We start from the raw sequence: 17557 nt of genomic DNA on the forward strand, positions 1-17557 counted from the left end.
CACGTCATATCGCGACCTGCATGGCCAGGCCGTCGGGCGCCGAGGCGCGAGTCGCGTCGGTGACCAGCAGGCCGCGTCCGGGCATCGATGCCAGAGGCGGCCCACCGATGCGGACTCCGAGCAGTTCCCCGTCAGCAGGGCTCGGTTGCAGCAGCAGCCCGGTTCGACGGCGGCGCACGGCTGCGGCCGGTCCACGAAAGCTCATCGCGAGCTCTTCCGAGCGCGTCGCCGCGATCACGGCGGCGTGGTGGCTGGTCGCCAGCTCGGTCAAGAAGGCTCCGCTGGCGGTGTCGGTGAACTGCTCCGCGTCATCGATCAACACCAGCTGCCCGGTGAAGGCAGCGCAGGCGCCATCGACACCGGGCGCCGACGAGTCCGGCGCGAGGACGTCCAGGCCCTGCCGGCTCGCCCAAGCCGCCAGCGGTGATCGAGGCGGGGCGGCGACCAGCATGGCCAACCCAGCAGCCAGCCCCTGTCGAGCGATCACGACGGCGGTGGTGCTGCGACCACTCAGGGGCGGGCCGGCGATCAGGAATCTGGCGTGTGTGACGAACAGCTCTGCCCAGACGGGGGATGCCTCATCGCCGCCGACTCCGAGAAGGCAGTCGCCGGGTCGCCCGGTCAGCTCCTCGGCGTCCCGGCCGAGGTTGTGATCACCCTCGGCGGCGCCGCGCGGTTGGCGGGCTGCCAGATCGGCCTGACGCACCGATGCCGGCAGGCTCCTGATTCTGATCGTGGGTCCCGGCGCGGTCATCGAGTCGGCGCCAGCCCCGCTCAGCTGCTGCACGGCGGCGTGTTGCGCTCCCGGACCGGTGTCGGCGGTGAGTAGCGCCAGTTGGACCTCTAAGCCGTCGTCGGCACTCACCGCGCGTCCAGGGCCGAACCGAGCCGGAAGGCTGGACGGTCTCAATCCGACGCTTGCGTAGTCACCGCGGTCGATGAGACCCAGCAACAACTTGCGGCTCAGCGCCGGAGCGATCCGCAACCCCAGCATCGCTCGGTCGCCGGCGATGAGCACCGTGATGCCGACAGCGGCTCCATCGCGTGAGAGCCGGAGCAGCGCCTCCACCGAACGGCCGGCGTCGTAGTCGTCACTGAGCGCGGTGAAGCCCTCCCAGCCGTCGAGGGCGAGCACGATCACCGGCAGCGGTGTGCCGCTCAGATGAGCCTCCGCCAGAGTGCTCACGCCCAGATCCGCCAGCAGGCGTTGCCTGGCGGCGAGCTCCTCGACCAGTCGGGCGCTCAGCCGCGCCACCGCCCTTGGATCATCACGGCTGACCACCGCGCCGCAATGCGGCAGCCGCGCGAAATGACCGAAGCTCTGACCGGAGCAGTCCAGCACGTATAGGTGAAGCTGCGCCGCGTCCAGTTGTTCACAGGCTTGCCCCAGAATGGTGCGCAGCGCACTGGTGCGCCCTGATCTCGGACTGCCGATGAACCCGATCGAGCCGCCCGTGAGCAGGTCATGAGAGGCCGCGAACTGCCGCTGCCGGCCGGGATCGTCGACCAGCCCGAATCGGACTCCGAAGCCAGCCGCTGGGTCGCGACCGAGGTCAGCGGTCCTCAGACGAGAGGGGAGCGGCGGCAGCCATGGGCGTTCGGGCAGCGGGCGCTTCAGCTCGCTGACTGCCTCGAGCATCGCCGCCTGCAGCAAGGAGTGCTCGTCGTCGGCGTCGGTGATGACGGGGGCGGGCTCGCTCGCCCGGTTCCACGCGTCCAACGAGGTGATCGTGATGGCTTGGGCCCCGACAGGGCGTCGTCCGACTCGGGCAGTCTGAAACTCGACCAGGCCGTCAGCGAGTTGGGCGAAGCCCCGACCGGGCTGGTTCTTGGAGATGCGGTGTGCGGCATCGCTGCCTATCACGTCGTGGGACTCCGCCGCGTCGGTGACCCGAAGTGCGATGCGCAGCGAGACGTTGGCTTTGATCTGAGGAGAGACCACGCCAGCCGGCCGCTGAGTGGCCAGCACCAGGTGCAGTCCCAGGGACCGGCCGCGTTGCGCGATGCCGATAAGGCCGGAGAGGAAGTCGGGCAGTTCTTCGGCCAGGTAGGCGAATTCATCCACCACCATGACCAGCCTGGCCAGCCTGTGACGTTCGTGAGATGCCGATCGCCGGTAGTCGTCGAATTCGGCCACGCCGGCCTGGGCGAACGCGATTTCGCGGCGGCGGATCTCGGCCTGCAGAGAGGTCAGCGCCCGACTGGTGAGATGACCGTCGAGGTCTGTCACCAGCCCGAGTGTGTGTGGAAAGGCCGCGCACTCGGCGAAGGCGGAGCCGCCCTTATAGTCGATCAAGACGAAGGCCACATCGTCTGGCGCATGCCGCCTCGCCAAGCCCGTCACCAGGCTGCGCAACAGCTCCGACTTGCCGGATCCGGTGGAACCGGCGATGAGCGCGTGCGGCCCGTCCCGGAGGAGATTCAGCTCGACCGGTCCGGTGGCGGCCATTCCGATCGGCGTCGCGACCGGCGTCGGAGTCGCCCACTGCCGCGACAACGACTCCGCGGTGACGTCCGCCCCCTCTAACAGGTCCGCCAACCAGACCTCGGTGGGCAACTCCGCGACGTCGGTGGAGTCGGCGTCCTGCAGCGGGGCCAGCGAGCGTGCCAGCTGCTCCGCCCACCGCGCCGACACCCGGTCGGTGGCTGCCCGCAGTGCTTGTCGGCCAGGCTGGCAGAGCTCCAGCGTCGAACCGGTCTCGGACGTGAGCACCGCTGTGGAGTGGCATGAGGGCGGCAACAACCGGGACTCCTGGTCGATGCAGACAGCGGTCACTCCGACCGTCGGACCCTGTTCGAGCACCAGCTGGAGGCCGTCGAGGCCGGCCAGCGCGCTTGCCCGGTCCAGGAGCACGACGATCCGCGGGCCCGACCAGTTGCCACCGGCGCGTTCGGTCCGCCGGTCGGCGATCACGGAGAGCAGGTCCCTCAGCAGCAGGCGGTGCCCGTCCGGCTCGGTCGTGACCGCCTTGACCGTCGCGCCCGCCCATCTGAGCCACCGCCAGTCGGCGATCTCGCCGTCCAGCAGCGCGACCACCGCAAGGTCGCGCGGCGAGTGCAACGCCAGCAATTGCCCTATCACCCACCGTCCGGAGCCTCGCGCCAATGACAACGGACCCGCCAGCCCGAGCGGGCCGTCGAGGAGTGAGACGGTGGCCGGCATCCCCTCGATCACCTCAGCCGGCAGCGCGCGCCCTGACCGGGTCGCCGTGGTGTCAGCGGCTTGGTCGGCGATGCCCAGGCGAACAGTGAGGAAGCAGGACCCGCTCGGCCGGCGCTCCCACAAACGACAGTCGGGAACGGTCGCGGCCTGCAGCACGGCGGCCGCGTCGATGAAGTCCCGGTGGCGTCTGGCTTTCTCCGCCGCCAGCCGAGCCTCAAGTCGTTCCCGCGCGAACGCCTCGGCCCGGGCGTGCGCCTTGCCGGCCTGGTCGCGACTTCGACGCCATTCCCTACGGTCGACAGCTGCCCCTGCCAGCATGGTCAGCGGGCTCAGCAACGCGAAGGCCAGGAATTGGTTGTTGCGCATCAGAAGCGCGAAGCCGACACCGAGCACCGCGGGAGCCAACCCGGCCACCCATTGCAGACGGGGCCGGCCCAGGACCGGCTGCTCAGCGGGAAACTCGACGGGATCGCGGCTCAGGGGGTCTGCGATGTGCGGCGGCCGGTGCACGAGCAACCCACCCTGGCCGTCTGCGCTGACCGCCGCGGGCGGTTCGCCGGCGGCGAGCACGCTTAACAGCGAGTCGCCCACTCTGAGCGCCGCGCCCAATCCGACGGGGCGCGGCTCGGTGGTGACCTGAGTGCCGTTCAGCCAGGTGCCATTGGTGGAATCCAAATCACGCACCGTGATGCCTCGAAGATCGACACAGAGCTCGGCGTGCCGCCGTGACACGTCCGGGTCCTGAAGCTCCAGGTCAGACCCTTGGGCGCGCCCGATGAGGTGGCGTCCACGTGATAGCGCCCGCAGCTGGCCGCTGTCCGGGCCGCCGACCACCCGGAGCTGGAGTGCTGAGCCAGCCGAGCAGGCTCGCATTCCACTGGCGCCCAGGGTGATCACGCAGCCAGAACGCAGGCCGGGCCCACCCAGCAGCGCCTCCTCGGGCAGCGGCCTGCCTCCGCTGGCTAGGGCGGTGACCGCGGAATCTCCCGCCAACGCCGCGAACAGCGGAGCTAACTGCCTGGCTGTGGTCCCGCTCTGGGCGCGGATCTCGATGTCCCGTTCGCCATCTCGGGATCGGAGCGTCAGTTTCACCCGCATGCCGAGAGTGTCGTCGATCTCAGGAGCTGATCACCGGCTGGTCGCGGCAGCTGTGGATAACGGCGCCTTGTCCACAGGACGGCCGCGACCGCCTCCCGCCGGCCCGTGACGCGCATACGGTTGGCCCGCTGATCGCCACCTTGATCAGGCGCCTACCGGACACGAGCAGAGGATTACCGCACATGACGGGATTGAAAGTCTCACCACAGCAGCTCAGCACCCTTGGCGGCAGTTGCGCTCGGACCGCCACCGATATCCGCGGCCAACAGGCCAACCTGAAAGGTCAGTTGACGCCGCTGTTCGGCGCAGACTGGTCAGGCGCAGCCGCCACCCAGTTCGCGGCCTTGTACGAGCAGTTCAACAAGAACGCCGAAGGCCTGACGGCCGCCCTGGAAGGAATCGGCGGCCTGCTCAGCCATGCCGGTCAGAGCTATGCGGCGGTGGAGCAGCAGATCGCCGCTTCTTTCCGGGGGTGAACGGCCGGGTCGCCGGCCAAGCGATAGCGTCCAGGGGTGACTGGCGCATCCTCGGACATCCTGCACCTGGTCGAAGCGGCCTATCGGCAGCATTTCGAAACCGTTCCGGCCCGTGCCTCGGTGTCCTTTCTGGGCCTCGATCCGATCGAGGTCCTGCGCTACGCCGACGGTCGCCAGGATCACTACCTCAGCCTTGGCATGTCCCGTTACCCGATGGCAGACCCTGCCGAGCTCGTGATCGCCGCGGACAGCGCGCCCCGGGCGGAGCTGCTGTTGTCGGTGGCGGGCCGCCCGGATCTGCTGTGGCGCAAGCTGGCGGTGCTGGCAGCGGCGCCGGCGGTGGAGGGCGCGGTGTATCAGGTGGGCAACCGAGTGGACCTGACTGAGCCGCTATGCCCAGGTTCTCGTTGCACCGGCGGGGTTCTGGCAACCGCGGGACTGCAGCCGGTCACCGCCCCAGGGGTGGCGGCCGTGCAGATCCTGCGGGTGCTTCCGGCGACCCAGACGGAGCTTGCCTGGGCAAGGGTCCACGGCAGTGAGCAGCTGCAACAGCGCTGGCTGGCCGCCGGAACAGACCTGGCTGACCTGACGCGCGACCCTGTCGAGTTGAGCTGAGGCTGGCTGGCGTGCTCGGGTGACGAATGGCACGTCGCCTTGAGCGTCTTCAACGACACGGCGTCCGGCACGATAACCGCAAGCAAGCCGACCCGAGGAGGTAGCTGTGCAGTTCGGCCGTAGCTATGAGGAGTTCGAGGTCGGCACGACCTATCGGCACTGGCCCGGCAAGACCATCACCGAAGCCGACGACCACCTCTTCTGTCTCATCACCATGAACCACCACCCGTTGCACCTAGACGCCAATTACGCGGAGAACACCACTCAGTTCGGCAAGAACGTGGTGGTCGGCAACCTGATCTACTCGGTGCTGCTGGGCCAATCGGTGGCCGACGTCTCAGGCAAGGCCATCGCCAACCTGGAGATCGAGTCGTTGCGCCACGTGGCGCCGACCTTCCACGGTGACACGATCTACGGCGAGACCCTGGTGCTCGACAAGTGGGAGTCCAAGTCCAAGGACGACCGGGGGGTCGTCTATGTCGAGACCAAGGGCTACAAGCAGGACGGCACGGTGGTCTGCGTGTTCCGGCGCAAGGTCATGGTCCCCAAGCAGAACTACCTCGACGCTCGCGGCGGGGAGCAGCCCGGCCGGCCCACGCCGAGCAGTTGAGGCCTAGACCGGCAGCAGCCGCCAGTCGGTCAGCGCCTCGATCAGGCCAGCGGTCAGCGGTAGCCCGGTCATGCCTGCCAAATCGAACCACCCGGCGGCGGCGGCGTCATCACCGGCCCGCAGCGTGCCACCGAGGACTCGACAGAGAAAGTCGTCGATCACGTACTCCTCATCATTCGGCGCCGGTCGGTGAACCCGGCCCACCCATCGGATGACCTCGACGGCCAGACCGGTCTCCTCGCCGACCTCGCGCACGCACGCGGCCGCCGGCGATTCCTCAGGCTCGCACTTGCCGCCGGGCACCGACCAGCTCAGGGCAGCGGGGGGCTTGGAACGCAGGATCAGTAGCAGCCTGCCCCGCTCGTCGAAGACGATGCCGCCGGCGGCTGAGATAGACATGCGCCACAGTCTGCCAACATTGACGCGACGCCGGCCTCCGGTGCACCTTGGGCAGATGGGTTTCTCATGGTGCCCCCGATGCGGCAACGACCTCGTGGCCCCGACCGAATACGACAAGGCGTGGCGATGCTCGCGGCACGGCCAAACCTTGCCGCTCACCCTTCTCGCCAGGTTGGACGAGCCGGCGATCCGGCATCTCTGCGACCACTCGGAGGTGCCGCTCTGGCTGCCGGACCCGATGCCGGTGGGCTGGACGCTGGCGGGCCTGGCCACCGTCGGCGACGTGCCCGGCGGATTCAAGGCCACCGTCGTCTCGTTGCGCGGCCCCGCGCCGTTGGGTGGGACCGGGGAATGGCTGATCGTGGCGGAGGAGCCGGGTATCGGGCTCGGAGCGAGCTATGCCGGTGCGGAGATGAGCGCGCCGCCGCCGGTGTCGTCGGAGCTGCCTACTGCCAAAGTGCACGCGCTCGGCCACCCGACCCCGCTCTGGCCGGTCCCGGACTCTCCTGCCGACCGCAGCGCCTACGTGGGTGAGGCGGCCGGGGTGTGGCTGTGGCTGATCAGTTTTCCTGCCGACGCCGGCTACGCGGTGTTGGAGGACCTCGCCGTGACGGACCTGCGCGATCAGCACCTGCCGATCCTGGAATCCGGAGAGCTCTCCCTGCGGCTCAGGCCGGGCCACTGACGCCGCGCCCGGCCAGCGCCGCCATGCCGTGACCTGCCGGCAGCCGAGCTGGCAGGCGACTGGCACCCGGACTGCGGCCGAGCTGGCAGGCGACTGGCACCCGGACCGCGGCCGAACTGGCAGGCGAACTGGCGGCAAGGCAGGAGCGCCTCCCACCAAACCTGCCGGCATCCGGTAGACAGGTCTCGACCTGTGGTTGAGATCAATCGCGTCGAACGGGCATCGAGGAGTCAAGCGTGATCAAGAAGCTCGGCATGCTGCTCCTCATCGCGTTCCTGATCTTCTTCGTAGTCAACTCGCCCGCCGACGCCGCCGCAGTGGTGAAGAACACCCAACAGCTGCTCGCCGACGGGTTCCAGAGCCTCAGCGAATTCATCCGGAGCTTCTAGGACGACCTGGCGAGCGCGCGCCATGAAAGATCACGGCAAGTACCTGATCCCGTCGGAGCGGTCCGTCGTGGTCACCCGACGGCATTGGGCCAGCCTGGCCAAGGTCGGCGCGGTGTGCGCGGCCGTGTTCCTGGTGGCGCTGCTGATGGTGATGTACCTCGGCGACGAGCAGTTCTTCGCCGTGATCGGAGTGCTCGGCCTCCTCGGATCGCTCGGATGGTTCGGCTTCGCCTGGTGGTTCTGGGTCACCGAGGAGTTCGTCATCACCGACAAGCGGGTGCTCATCGTCAGCGGGGTGATCACCCGGCGGGTGGCCATCATGCCCCTGACGAAGGTCACCGATCTGACCTATGAACGCTCGGTTCTGGGCCGGATGCTCGGCTACGGAGTCTTCGTCATGGAATCGGCCGGTCAGCACCAGGCGATGAGCCGGGTCGAGTACCTGCCCAGGCCCGACCAGCTCTACCACGAAGTCTCGACGTTGCTGTTCGGCCCCCACTCGGTGCTCAGCCCCCGCGGACGTCCCGTCGCCGGCAGTGACCTCCCGACAACGCCGCTGCCTCCACTGGGCTGAGCGAGGTCATCGGGCGCCAGGGTGCACGTAGGGTGGCCCGATGATCGATCTGCACGCTCACACCACCGCCAGCGACGGCAGCGACACCCCGCTTGAGCTGGTGCGCAACGCGGTGGCGGCCGGCCTGCACACCTTGGCCATCACCGATCACGACACCACCGGCGGGTGGGAGGAAGCCACCACGGCAGTGGAGCAGCTGGACGTGGCGTTCACCCTGATCCGTGGCACCGAGTTCTCCTGCGTCTATGACGACCACGGCGTCCGGATCAGCCTGCACCTGCTCGGTTACCTGTTCGACCCGGACGCCGAGGCGCTCAAGGCCGAGCGCGCCCGGCTGCGCGAGAGCCGGCTGGGCCGCGGTGAGGCGATCGTCGACGCCCTGGTCGCAGCCGGTTACCCGATCAGCTGGCAACAGGTCCTCGACATCGCAGACGGCGGCGCCGTGGGACGTCCGCACATCGGCCAGGCGCTGCTGCAGGCAGGCGTCGTCGAGAGCGTCACCGACGCTTTCAGCCACCTGCTGTCCAGCTCGTCTCCCTACTACGTGCCGAAGCTCGAGATGCCCGTGCAGGTGGCGATCGAGCTGATCCGGCAGGCCGGCGGCGTGCCGGTGATCGCCCACCCCTGGGCTCGCAAGCGCGGCCGGATCCTGGACGAGGCGGCGTTGCGAAGCCTGGTGGACTCGGGGCTGCTCGGCATCGAGGTCGACCACCTCGACCATGCGGGCGCCGACCGGGCCCGGTTGGCCGAGCTCACCGCCGAACTCGGCCTGTTCGCCACCGGATCCTCTGATTACCACGGCACCCGCAAGTCGGTCCGGCTCGGCGCCGAGACCACGAGCCCGCAGTCCTTGCGACGGCTGCTCAACCTGGCCACCGGACTCGACGTCATCCGTTCGGAGCCGGCGGCCCAGGCGGTGTGAGGCGGTGGGTGTGACAAAACTCGACCGTCGGTCGCTGACGATGTGAGGGTGAGCAGACACCCCCAGGTCATCAGTAACGGCCGCCCTGGCAAGCACGGAGTTTCAGCCGGGCAGTCGGTCGCTTCACGGCTACCGTGATTGGACCGTCGCCGGTTTCTACCCCATAAGGAGTGCCATGAGGATCGGAGCGAGCCTCCTCTTGATCGCGTGCGGCGCGATCTTGACGTTCGCGGTCACCGCAGAGCTGAACGGGGTCGATCTCAGCGCCATCGGAGTGATCCTGATGATCGTGGGTTTGGCCGGATTGCTCATCACGCTGGTCATGGTGGGCACCCGCCGTCGCACCGATATCATCCACAGGGGAAACAGCACGACCTACATCGCGCCAGGGGATCCGGCCGATCCGGTCGATCCTCGGTACTAACTGATCGTCCGAACGACACCGTCCGCACGTAACGCAACAACTGCCTGGAGGCACCAGTGATTGTCCTCGGAATCATCCTGCTCATCATCGGAATCGTTGCCGACATCGGCATCCTGACGACGCTGGGAATCATCCTGCTGGTGATCGGCGCCATTCTCGCCATCATGGGAGGAATGGGCCGCGCTGTCGGTGGCCGCAAGCACTACTACTAAAACCGGGCCGGTCTCGCACCGAATTCCGAGTTTTATCCGAAGGCCCGTCCGCCAACGCGGACGGGCCTTCGGCCTTTCCCGTGCACCGGAGCCGAGACGGGCGCCTGTCGTTTCTCAGCCATGACCGGGTCGGTCACAGGCCGACACCCGCGTGTCAGCGGCCAATCCCACGCCCGGTGGATAGCTGATCCGGTACCGTCCTGCCAGTTCGATCTACGAGATCGACCTGAGCGGCAAGGTGGGTGCGTCACCGTGAACCGCGCATGCTGACGCGATTGCGTTCAGAGGGTGAGGACCTGCCCCACCAACGGCCCCTGCTGACGCCGGTCCGTGACGACGATCAGCTGAGCGCGGTCGTGCTGGCCGCCCAAGCCGGTCACGAGGAGGCTTTCAGCGAGCTCTATCAGGTGGTGCAGCCCGGTCTGTTGCGGTACCTGAGCGTGTTGGTCGGCCGGGACGCCGAGGACATCGCCTCCGAGACCTGGTTGCAGGTCTGCCGCGACCTGCACACCTTCGCCGGTGACGCCGACGGCTTCCGCGGCTGGGTCATCACCATCGGCCGGCACCGCGGGCTCGACCACATTCGCAGCCGCAGCCGCCGGCCCGCTGATCCCACGTCCTGGGAAGCGCTGCTGACGGTGGCCGGGCGCGATGACACCGCTGTTCAGGCGGAGGAGTCGTTGTCGACGGCAGCCGCGCTGAACCTGATCGGCGAGCTGCCCCAGGAGCAGGCTGAGGCTGTGCTGCTGCGCGCGGTGATCGGTCTGGACGCCAAGAGCGCCGCCGCGGTGCTGGGCAAGAGCCCCGGCGCGGTTCGCACCTCGGCCTATCGAGGCCTGAAGAACCTGGCCGTCAGGTTGGAGCAGGACCGCGCCGACTGAGGACGCGCGCGGCGGTGTGACAGATGCTCCCGCGTCGGCGCTGATCAGATGTCATGAGCAACGCTAACGGGCGCAGACCCCCACGCCATCCCGACGAGCAGCGACTCGTCGAGGCTGCCGAGGCCTCCGCCGCCCTGAGGCAGCTGCTCGCCGCCGCCTCGGCCCCGCCGTCGGCCGCTGAGCTCAAGGGCCGCTCTCAGGCGATCGCGGCTTTCCGAGGGGTGCACCGGCCCGTCATCCGTCCTCAGCCAGCCATTCCGAGGACCGGCCAACCCGCATCCGAACGGCGCACCCCCGCGAGACTGGCCCGGGTCAGCCGCTGGTCGGCCGCGCGGCTCACCGTGGCCGGCGCCGCGTTGGCAGTGCTGCTCGGGGGCACCGCCGCGGCAGCTGCGGCCGGGGAACTGCCAGCGGCGCTGCAGAACGCCGTCTCCGATCTTCTCAACCCGCCGGCTGGTGTCGGCTCGCCGCCAGCGCCGGACCGGTCCTCCGCCGTCCCCACTGCCCAGCCCACGCCAGGGCTCAGCCACGCGGTCCCGTCCCTGGTTCCGAACGGCCCGCCGACCACCGGCTCGGCTTCAGGCACGCCTACTCGGCCACCGGGCGCAGCCGCCGCCACCCCGCCGCAGCTGAGCGCGCTGTGCCGCGCCTACCAGTCGGCCGGCTCGCCTGCGGCGACGCTGGCCACGCCGGGTTTCGCGCCGCTGGTCACGGCCGCCGACGGCGTCGCAGGGGTCACAGGATTCTGCAGCCGGCTCATCGGTCCCGCCAGGACCGTTGCGCCGAGCTCCCATTCGAGCACCCCTCAGTCGGTCAGCACCCAGTCGGCCAGCTCTCAGTCAGCCAGCTCTGAGTCGGCCCGCGCTCAGCCGGCCAGCTCTGAGTCGGCCAGCTCTGAGTCGGCCACCTCTCAGTCAGCCAGCTCTCAGGCGGCCCGCGCTCAGCCGGCTTACCCGCACCGGCTGAGCGGGGGGCGCGAGGGCGGCAGCCGAGTGTCCCCGGCCGCCTCCGGCGCATGGCGTGGAGGGAACGACCAGGCTTGGCTGGCTGCCACTAGCATGGATTGATGATCAGATTGACGTGTCCGTGAGGCAGCTACGCACAGCCGTGATGCTGGCGATTGCTGTCGTGGGGCTGCTCTTGCTCACAGCCGGCCCGGCCGTGGCCGACGTCGATGAGGCGATCAGCACCCTGCGCTCGGAGCACCTCTACGTCGATCCGGACGCTGACCCGAAGCTGGATCAGGACGCCGCGGAGTCCGCGTTGAACCCCTCGATCAAGATCGCCGTGCTGCCCTCCGGCGCCGGCGACCCGGGGCGGCTCGCCAACCAGATCGGTCAAGCCGTCGACACCGGTGAGAAGCTCACGGTGGGTGTGTTCGTCGGCAACGCGTTCAACGCGGCCTCCAGCGAGTTGTGCGCAGGCCGGGCCGGTCAACTGGCCCGCAGGGCGGTCGATGACAACCGCGGCCAATTGCGGTCCGACGGCGACCTCACCGAGACGATCAAGGACTTCGCCGAGCTGGTCGACGCCGCGCCCAAGTGCACCGGTGGCCGCAGCCGGGGCGACAGCAGCGAGCAGACGCAGTCAACCGGTGGCAGCGGCTGGGCGACGCTCGGCGTGCTCGGCCTCCTGGGAGGCGGTGTCGTGGGGGCGCTGGTGTGGCGGCGCAAGCGCAGGGACCGGCAGGCGTTGGCCGACGCCCGCGCGCTGATCCAGCCCTACCATGACCGGCTCGCCGCCGATGTCGCCTCGCTGCAACCCGGCGACAACGCCACTGCCCGGCAGGCCCTGGCCGACGCCTCTGAGCGTTACAACTCCGGTGGGTCGCAACTGGCGACGGCGACCACGCTGGCGCAACTGGGCGGCGCCCGGCGCAGCATCCTGGAAGGGCTGCAGGCGGCCAGGACCGCCCGGCTGGCGCTTGGCCTGGACCCCGGCCCCGAGCTGCCGCCGCTGGCAGAGTCCAACGCTCCGCAACTGTCGCAGGCCCAGCAGGTCGACGTCGGCGGCCAGGCTGTGCAGGGTTATCCCGACTACACCCCTGGGGCGCCGTACTACTTCGCGGGCGGCGGCGGGTACCCAGGTGGTTGGTACTCGATGCCGTTCTGGCAGACCTTGCTCATCGCCGAAGCCTTGACGCCGGGTTGGGGTTTCGGCTTCGGCGGCTGGGGCGGCGGCTGGGGCGGTTACGGTTACGGCTCCGGCTACGACAGCGGCTTCGAGGCCGGGCGCGAATCGACCGAGCATGATGGCGGTGGCGGCGATTGGGGCGGCGGCGGCGATTGGGGCGGCGGCGGCGGTGACTGGGGCGGCGGCGGCGACTCGGGCGGTGGCAGCTGGTGACAAGCGCGCCTGAGCAGCTTGAGCTGGCAGGGCTTCCTCGGCCGCTGTTCGCGGCGACGCCGTCCAAGCTGGCCAACTTCGACTGCCCGCGGCGGTACCGGTTGACCTACCTGCAACGGCCCGCGCCGCCGAAGGGGCCACCCTGGGCGCACAACACCGTGGGCGCGGTCGTCCACCTGGCGCTGGCTCGCTGGTGGCAGCTCGAGCTGGCGCGACGGACGCCGCAGGCCGGATCCGCGATGGTGATCCGGAGCTGGCAGCACGACGGTTTCGCCGACCGTGAGCAGTCCGAAGCCTGGCGTGAGCAGGCCGCCCACTGGGTCGCCGGCTACCTGGCCGACGAGGCCGAACGCGGCGATCCCCACCGTGAGCCACGGGGTGTGGAGCGCACGGTGGCCACCCGCACCGACCGGTTGGCGATCTCCGGGCGGGTCGACCGGATCGACGAGCGGGACGGCGAACTGGTCATCGTGGACTACAAGACCGGGCGGTCCCGGCTGGACGCCGACGACGCCCGCGGCTCGTTGGCCCTGGCGCTGTATGCCGTGGCCGCCGAGTCGACCCTGCACCAGCGCTGCCGCAGGGTCGAACTGCACCACCTGCCCACCGGGGAGGTGGCGGCCTTCGAGCACACCGAGCAAACGCTCAGCCAGCACCTGAACCGGGCAGGCGAGACCGCGACCGACATCCTCGCCGCGACTGACACCGTGGCCGGCGGCGCCGAGCCGGAGCAGGTGTTCGCCCCGGTTCCGGGGCCGTCCTGCAGCTGGTGTGATTTCCGGCGGCTGTGCCCCGAAGGCCAGGCAAGCTCGCGTCCGCGGGCCAGTTGGGACGGCCTGGGACTGCTGGACTCCAGTCAGCCCTGATCAGCCTCGGTCAGCGCAGGCTCTGCCAGAAGTCGAGCAGCGCGCGCAGGGTCGCCCCGGGGTTCTCCACTGCCGGTGAATGCGCCGCGGCGGCGATCACGGCATGAGCGGCGCCGAGCCGGCGAGCCATGTCGGCCTGCACCGTCGGCGTCCAGGCGTCATCGGACTCCCCGTGCAGCACGAGCATCGGCAGGCCGGTCGCGGCGAGTTCGGCGGTGCGGTCGGCGACGGTGCGCAACTCCTGGCCCATGACCTGCAGGCCGACCGGGTCGGTGGCCATGAATCGCGTGCGCAGAAACGCCCGCAGCGCAGGCGATGAGTCCGCGTACTTCGAGTCGGCCTGCGCGCTGAACTCCAACTGGCTCCACAGGCCGGCCATGCCCCGCTCGGCCAGCGCCAGCTCGCCGACGTCGAGCAGGGTCCGCCGCTGGCCGGTCACCGCCGCCGGCCCGGAACCCATCAAGGTGAAGCTGTCGAACAGCTCGGCCTTGGCCAGCACCGCGGCGCGGCCGACCAGCCCGCCGAACGAGTGCCCGACCAGATGCACCCGGGACTCGGCCGGTGCCAGCTCGACGGCGAGTTGGCAGAGGTCCTCAGCCAGCGCCTGAAGGGTGTAACCGGCCGGCTCGCTCGCCCACTCCGATTCGAACTGGCCGCGCTGGTCAATGGCCACCGCGCGGTAGCCGGCGTCGGCCAGCGGCCGCAGCAGTGGCCGGAAGTCCTCTTTGCTGCCGGTGTAACCAGGCGTCAGCAGCACCACCGGATGCGGCCCGGCCGGTAACGCCTCGCTGTTGTCCAAAGCGGCGATGCTGCCGCTGGGCAGCGTGAAGCGAGCTCTCACTGGTACATCCGGGTGTCTGTTCCGGCGAGCAGCAACCCGTGGCCGACCGGGAAGACGGCGGCGCCGGCCGACGCCGGTGACAGGCTGACCCGCGCCAGGACCCGGCCGGTGGCGCCGGCGTGACGCTGGACCGTCGAGCCGGCGGCCAGAGCCAGCACGTCGGACCCCAGCACCGTCGCCGGCCCAGTGGCCGCCGAGGACCAGTTGACCGTCCCGGTCTTGGCGAAGCTGTACAGCCGTCCGAGCCAGAGCACCTCCACCGGTTCACCGCTGGCGGCGAAGCCGTCGACCGCGGTCGAGGCGCGGGGCAACCTCGACAGCGCGAGGCGCAACTCGGCGGGTTCGGCCAGCTGGCCCGATCTGGTGTCGGCGCCCTTGTCCGCGCTGTAGCTGTGCAGCATCCCGGTGCTCGGGTCCAGCGCGCCGACGAACGCGCTCGCCGCGACCGGCACCATGGCTCGGGGCACGGTCACCGTCCACTTCAGCTCGTCGGAGGTCAGCGCCCGCAGGACCAGCCGGTGCTCTGAGCCGCAGGTCGTGCTGATCAGCACCCCCTGGGACCCGGCCAGCGCCCGGTTGACCGAGCAGCGGTCTGGAGCTACCCAGTTCCAGCGGTCGAGACCGCCGGCGTTGTCGATGACGTGCACCGAGTGACGAGCCACGGTCAGCACCACATTGGGCGCGCTGGCGGCCTCGGTGACGCCGTTGTCGGTCATGGTCCGTTGCCACTTGAGGGCGCCTGTGGCGCTCACGAACCCGGTCACCTGGTCGCAGTTGCCGTGCCGGTTGTAGATCGCGATCGTCGAGGCGTCCTGCTGCAGCACCGAGCAGATCGTCTGATCCGAGCGGGTGTAATGCCAGCGGAGCTCACCGGTCCGGGCATCCCGGCCATGCACGCTGTGACTGTCATAGGTGATCACCACCCCCTCGTGGACCGGGGTTCCAGCTGCGGGGCGGTCCGCGTCGTGCCAGGCCAGGGCCAGCGCGTCGGCGGTGGGACCGGCCGGGATGGGCGCCGCCGCCGGAGCGCTGCTCCTGCTGACGTGCGTCAGCTCTCCGCGGGCGTAGGCGGTGCGCACGGCGAGCACCGCGGTCACCAGGACGATCGCCAGGACCCCGGCGTAGATCCGCATCGCCCGGGCGTTGCTGGCCTGATAGGCAAGCAACGCCGGATGAGCCGGCCGGGTGGTCGAGGCTGACACTGCCTGATCGCGGGCGGTCTGATCGCGGGCGATCTGATCGCGGCCGTCCGGATGGGCAGTCGGCTGGCGGGAGGCCGTGGGAGGCAGCTCGTCCGGTCCTGACACGTGAGGGTGATCCTGACTCAGCCGGCGCTGCTCTGCTCCGCGGAGGACGCGCCGGTCACCGGTGCGCCGGCCCGGGTGCGCCGACGGCGCCGGTTGCGACTGGCCGCCGGCTTGCGCTCGGACGGCTCGGTCTCCGAACCGCTCGCCGGAGCCTCAGCGCGGGAGCGGGAGCGCCCGGAACCCTCAGCGCGTGCCGATCCCTCAGGTCGCCCGGACCGGCTGGAACGCCCGGCGGGCCCGTGATCGCGATCGCCGCGGCCGGACTTCTTGCGGTCCGAGCCGCCGAGGTCCTCCACCGCTTCGGCGCCCAGACCCGCCCGGGTCCGCGCCGCGCGCGGCAGCACGCCCTTGACCGAGGTCGGGATGCTGAGCTCCAGGAAGAGGTGGTCGGAGGTGGAGTAGGTCTCGACCGGCTCGTGCAACGGCAGGTTCAGCGTGTCGCAGATCAGCTTCCACTTGGCCAGGTCGTCCCAGTCCACCAGCGTCACCGAGGTGCCGGACTTGCCGGCCCGGGCGGTGCGCCCGATGCGGTGCACGTAGGTCATCGCGTCCTCCGGGCACTGGTAGTTGATCACGTGCGTCACATCGTCGATGTCCAGGCCGCGAGCGGCGACATCGGTGGCCACCAGCACATCCACCTTGCCGGAGCGGAAGGCCCGCAGCGCCTGCTCGCGGGCGCCCTGGCTGAGGTCACCGTGCACCGCGCCGGCCGCGAAGCCGCGTTCGACCAGGTCGTCGGCGACCTTCTGGGCCGTCCGCTTGGTGCGGGTGAAGATCAGGGTCAGACCACGGCCTTCGGCCTGCAGAATCCGGGCGAGCACCTCGGTCTTGTCCATCGCGTGCGCCCGGTAGGCGAACTGGTCGACGTGCTCGGTGGCCGGGATGTGGCTGTCGGACTCGGCCCGGATCTGGATCGGCTGGTTGAGGAACTGCCGGGCCAGCGCCACGATCGGGCCCGGCATGGTGGCCGAGAACAGCATCGTCTGGCGGCCGGCGGGCAGCTGCGACATCAGCTTCTCGATGTCGGGCAGGAAGCCCAGGTCCAGCATCTCGTCGGCTTCATCCAGCACCAGGCAGCGAACGAAACCGAGGTTCAGGTGACCCTGCTGGGACAGGTCCAGCAGCCGGCCGGGCGTTCCGACGACCACGTCGCAGCCGGACTTGAGCGCCTCGACCTGCGGCTCGTAGGCGCGGCCGCCGTAGATCGTGACGACCTTGGCGCCGAGCCGCTTGCCGGCGGTGGTCAGGTCACCGGCCACCTGCACGGCCAGCTCGCGGGTGGGCGCGATCACCAGCGCCTGCGGCTTGGCGCCCTTGGCGCTGGGCAGCTCGAGCCGGTTGAGCATCGGGACGCCGAAGCCCAGCGTCTTGCCGGTGCCGGTCCGGGCCTGTCCGATCAGGTCCGAGCCGGCCAGCGCGATCGGCAAGGTCAGTTCCTGGATCGCGAAGGTGTGCTCGATCCCGACCGCCTGCAACGCGGCGATGATCTCGGGCTTGATGGCGAAGCTGGAGAACAGCGGGCTGTCGGGCTTGACCGGGGCGATCCCGACCAGCGGGGCCGGATCGATCACCGCGACGCTCTCGGCGCTCAGCTCGTCGACCGCCGGCTCATGGGTGTCGTGGGGGTGCGGGGCATCGCTGAAGGCAGCGTCTGTCATGGTGGGTATCCAATTCTGCGTACAGGTGCGAACAATTCGTGGGCACCTGTGGCGGGGCCATCGCTACTGGCCGCCAGCGCGGCAGACACCC

General features: G+C 69.8%; 18 protein-coding genes. 13 read left to right on the plus strand and 5 right to left on the minus strand.

Translation table 11 applies throughout. The annotated features are described in order from the left end of the window. Window positions 1-4: 4 nt before the first annotated feature. Window positions 5-4261, minus strand: a complete 4257-nt coding sequence (locus VGB75_02650; GenBank protein HEY0165918.1) for an FtsK/SpoIIIE domain-containing protein — start codon at window positions 4259-4261, stop codon at window positions 5-7. Window positions 4262-4443: 182 nt separating this feature from the next. Here VGB75_02650 and VGB75_02655 point away from each other — a divergent pair, with 182 nt between their 5' ends. The 3 genes from VGB75_02655 to VGB75_02665 all read left to right on the plus strand — a co-directional run bounded on the left by VGB75_02655 (window position 4444) and on the right by VGB75_02665 (window position 5962). Continuing rightward, entirely contained in the window at window positions 4444-4737 is a 294-nt protein-coding gene (locus VGB75_02655; GenBank protein HEY0165919.1) for a WXG100 family type VII secretion target, read from the plus strand. 36 nt (window positions 4738-4773) lie between these two features. Then, window positions 4774-5352, plus strand: coding sequence for a suppressor of fused domain protein (locus VGB75_02660; protein HEY0165920.1), 579 nt, complete (start codon window positions 4774-4776; stop codon window positions 5350-5352). A gap of 106 nt (window positions 5353-5458) precedes the next feature. Further along, window positions 5459-5962 (plus strand): MaoC family dehydratase, encoded by a 504-nt coding sequence (locus VGB75_02665; GenBank protein HEY0165921.1) that lies wholly within the window; start codon window positions 5459-5461, stop codon window positions 5960-5962. A gap of 3 nt (window positions 5963-5965) precedes the next feature. Here VGB75_02665 and VGB75_02670 read toward each other — a convergent pair whose 3' ends face one another. Continuing rightward, a complete protein-coding gene (locus tag VGB75_02670; protein ID HEY0165922.1) occupies window positions 5966-6361 on the minus strand; it encodes an NUDIX domain-containing protein in 396 nt (131 codons plus the stop codon). A gap of 55 nt (window positions 6362-6416) precedes the next feature. Here VGB75_02670 and VGB75_02675 point away from each other — a divergent pair, with 55 nt between their 5' ends. The 10 genes from VGB75_02675 (at window position 6417) to VGB75_02720 (ending at window position 13660) form a co-directional block, all read left to right on the plus strand. Beyond that, window positions 6417-7046, plus strand: coding sequence for a DUF6758 family protein (locus VGB75_02675; protein HEY0165923.1), 630 nt, complete (start codon window positions 6417-6419; stop codon window positions 7044-7046). 236 nt (window positions 7047-7282) lie between these two features. Further along, entirely contained in the window at window positions 7283-7435 is a 153-nt protein-coding gene (locus VGB75_02680; GenBank protein ID HEY0165924.1) for a hypothetical protein, read from the plus strand. A 22-nt stretch (window positions 7436-7457) separates the two neighbouring features. Further along, complete coding sequence (locus VGB75_02685; protein HEY0165925.1) at window positions 7458-8009, plus strand: PH domain-containing protein; 552 nt, start codon at window positions 7458-7460, stop codon at window positions 8007-8009. Window positions 8010-8049: 40 nt separating this feature from the next. Further along, window positions 8050-8931 (plus strand): PHP domain-containing protein, encoded by an 882-nt coding sequence (locus VGB75_02690; protein ID HEY0165926.1) that lies wholly within the window; start codon window positions 8050-8052, stop codon window positions 8929-8931. 175 nt (window positions 8932-9106) lie between these two features. Further along, a complete protein-coding gene (locus tag VGB75_02695; protein HEY0165927.1) occupies window positions 9107-9355 on the plus strand; it encodes a DUF6458 family protein in 249 nt (82 codons plus the stop codon). A 56-nt stretch (window positions 9356-9411) separates the two neighbouring features. Continuing rightward, window positions 9412-9567, plus strand: a complete 156-nt coding sequence (locus VGB75_02700; protein HEY0165928.1) for a DUF6131 family protein — start codon at window positions 9412-9414, stop codon at window positions 9565-9567. A 263-nt stretch (window positions 9568-9830) separates the two neighbouring features. Then, entirely contained in the window at window positions 9831-10448 is a 618-nt protein-coding gene (locus VGB75_02705) for an RNA polymerase sigma factor (protein HEY0165929.1), read from the plus strand. Between the two features lie 53 nt (window positions 10449-10501). Then, on the plus strand, window positions 10502-11515 hold the full coding sequence (locus VGB75_02710) for a hypothetical protein (GenBank protein ID HEY0165930.1): 1014 nt from the start codon (window positions 10502-10504) through the stop codon (window positions 11513-11515). Between the two features lie 19 nt (window positions 11516-11534). Continuing rightward, window positions 11535-12794 carry a hypothetical protein gene (locus tag VGB75_02715; protein ID HEY0165931.1) on the plus strand — a complete coding sequence of 420 codons (1260 nt, stop codon included), beginning with the start codon at window positions 11535-11537 and terminating at the stop codon, window positions 12792-12794. After that, window positions 12791-13660, plus strand: a complete 870-nt coding sequence (locus VGB75_02720) for a PD-(D/E)XK nuclease family protein (GenBank protein HEY0165932.1) — start codon at window positions 12791-12793, stop codon at window positions 13658-13660. Before VGB75_02715 ends, VGB75_02720 begins: the two co-directional genes overlap by 4 nt. A 10-nt stretch (window positions 13661-13670) precedes the next feature. Here VGB75_02720 and VGB75_02725 read toward each other — a convergent pair whose 3' ends face one another. The 3 genes from VGB75_02725 to VGB75_02735 are packed head-to-tail and all read right to left on the minus strand — an operon-like array spanning window position 13671 to window position 17466. Further along, window positions 13671-14501, minus strand: a complete 831-nt coding sequence (locus VGB75_02725; protein HEY0165933.1) for an alpha/beta hydrolase — start codon at window positions 14499-14501, stop codon at window positions 13671-13673. Further along, window positions 14498-15808 (minus strand): hypothetical protein, encoded by a 1311-nt coding sequence (locus tag VGB75_02730; GenBank protein ID HEY0165934.1) that lies wholly within the window; start codon window positions 15806-15808, stop codon window positions 14498-14500. Before VGB75_02730 ends, VGB75_02725 begins: the two co-directional genes overlap by 4 nt. 17 nt (window positions 15809-15825) lie before the next feature. Then, window positions 15826-17466: a DEAD/DEAH box helicase gene (locus tag VGB75_02735; protein ID HEY0165935.1), complete on the minus strand. Its 1641-nt coding sequence runs from the start codon at window positions 17464-17466 to the stop codon at window positions 15826-15828. Window positions 17467-17557: the final 91 nt, after the last annotated feature.

Origin of the sequence: Jatrophihabitans sp. (assembly GCA_036399055.1) — a bacterium.
Taxonomy (GTDB): domain Bacteria; phylum Actinomycetota; class Actinomycetes; order Mycobacteriales; family Jatrophihabitantaceae; genus Jatrophihabitans_A.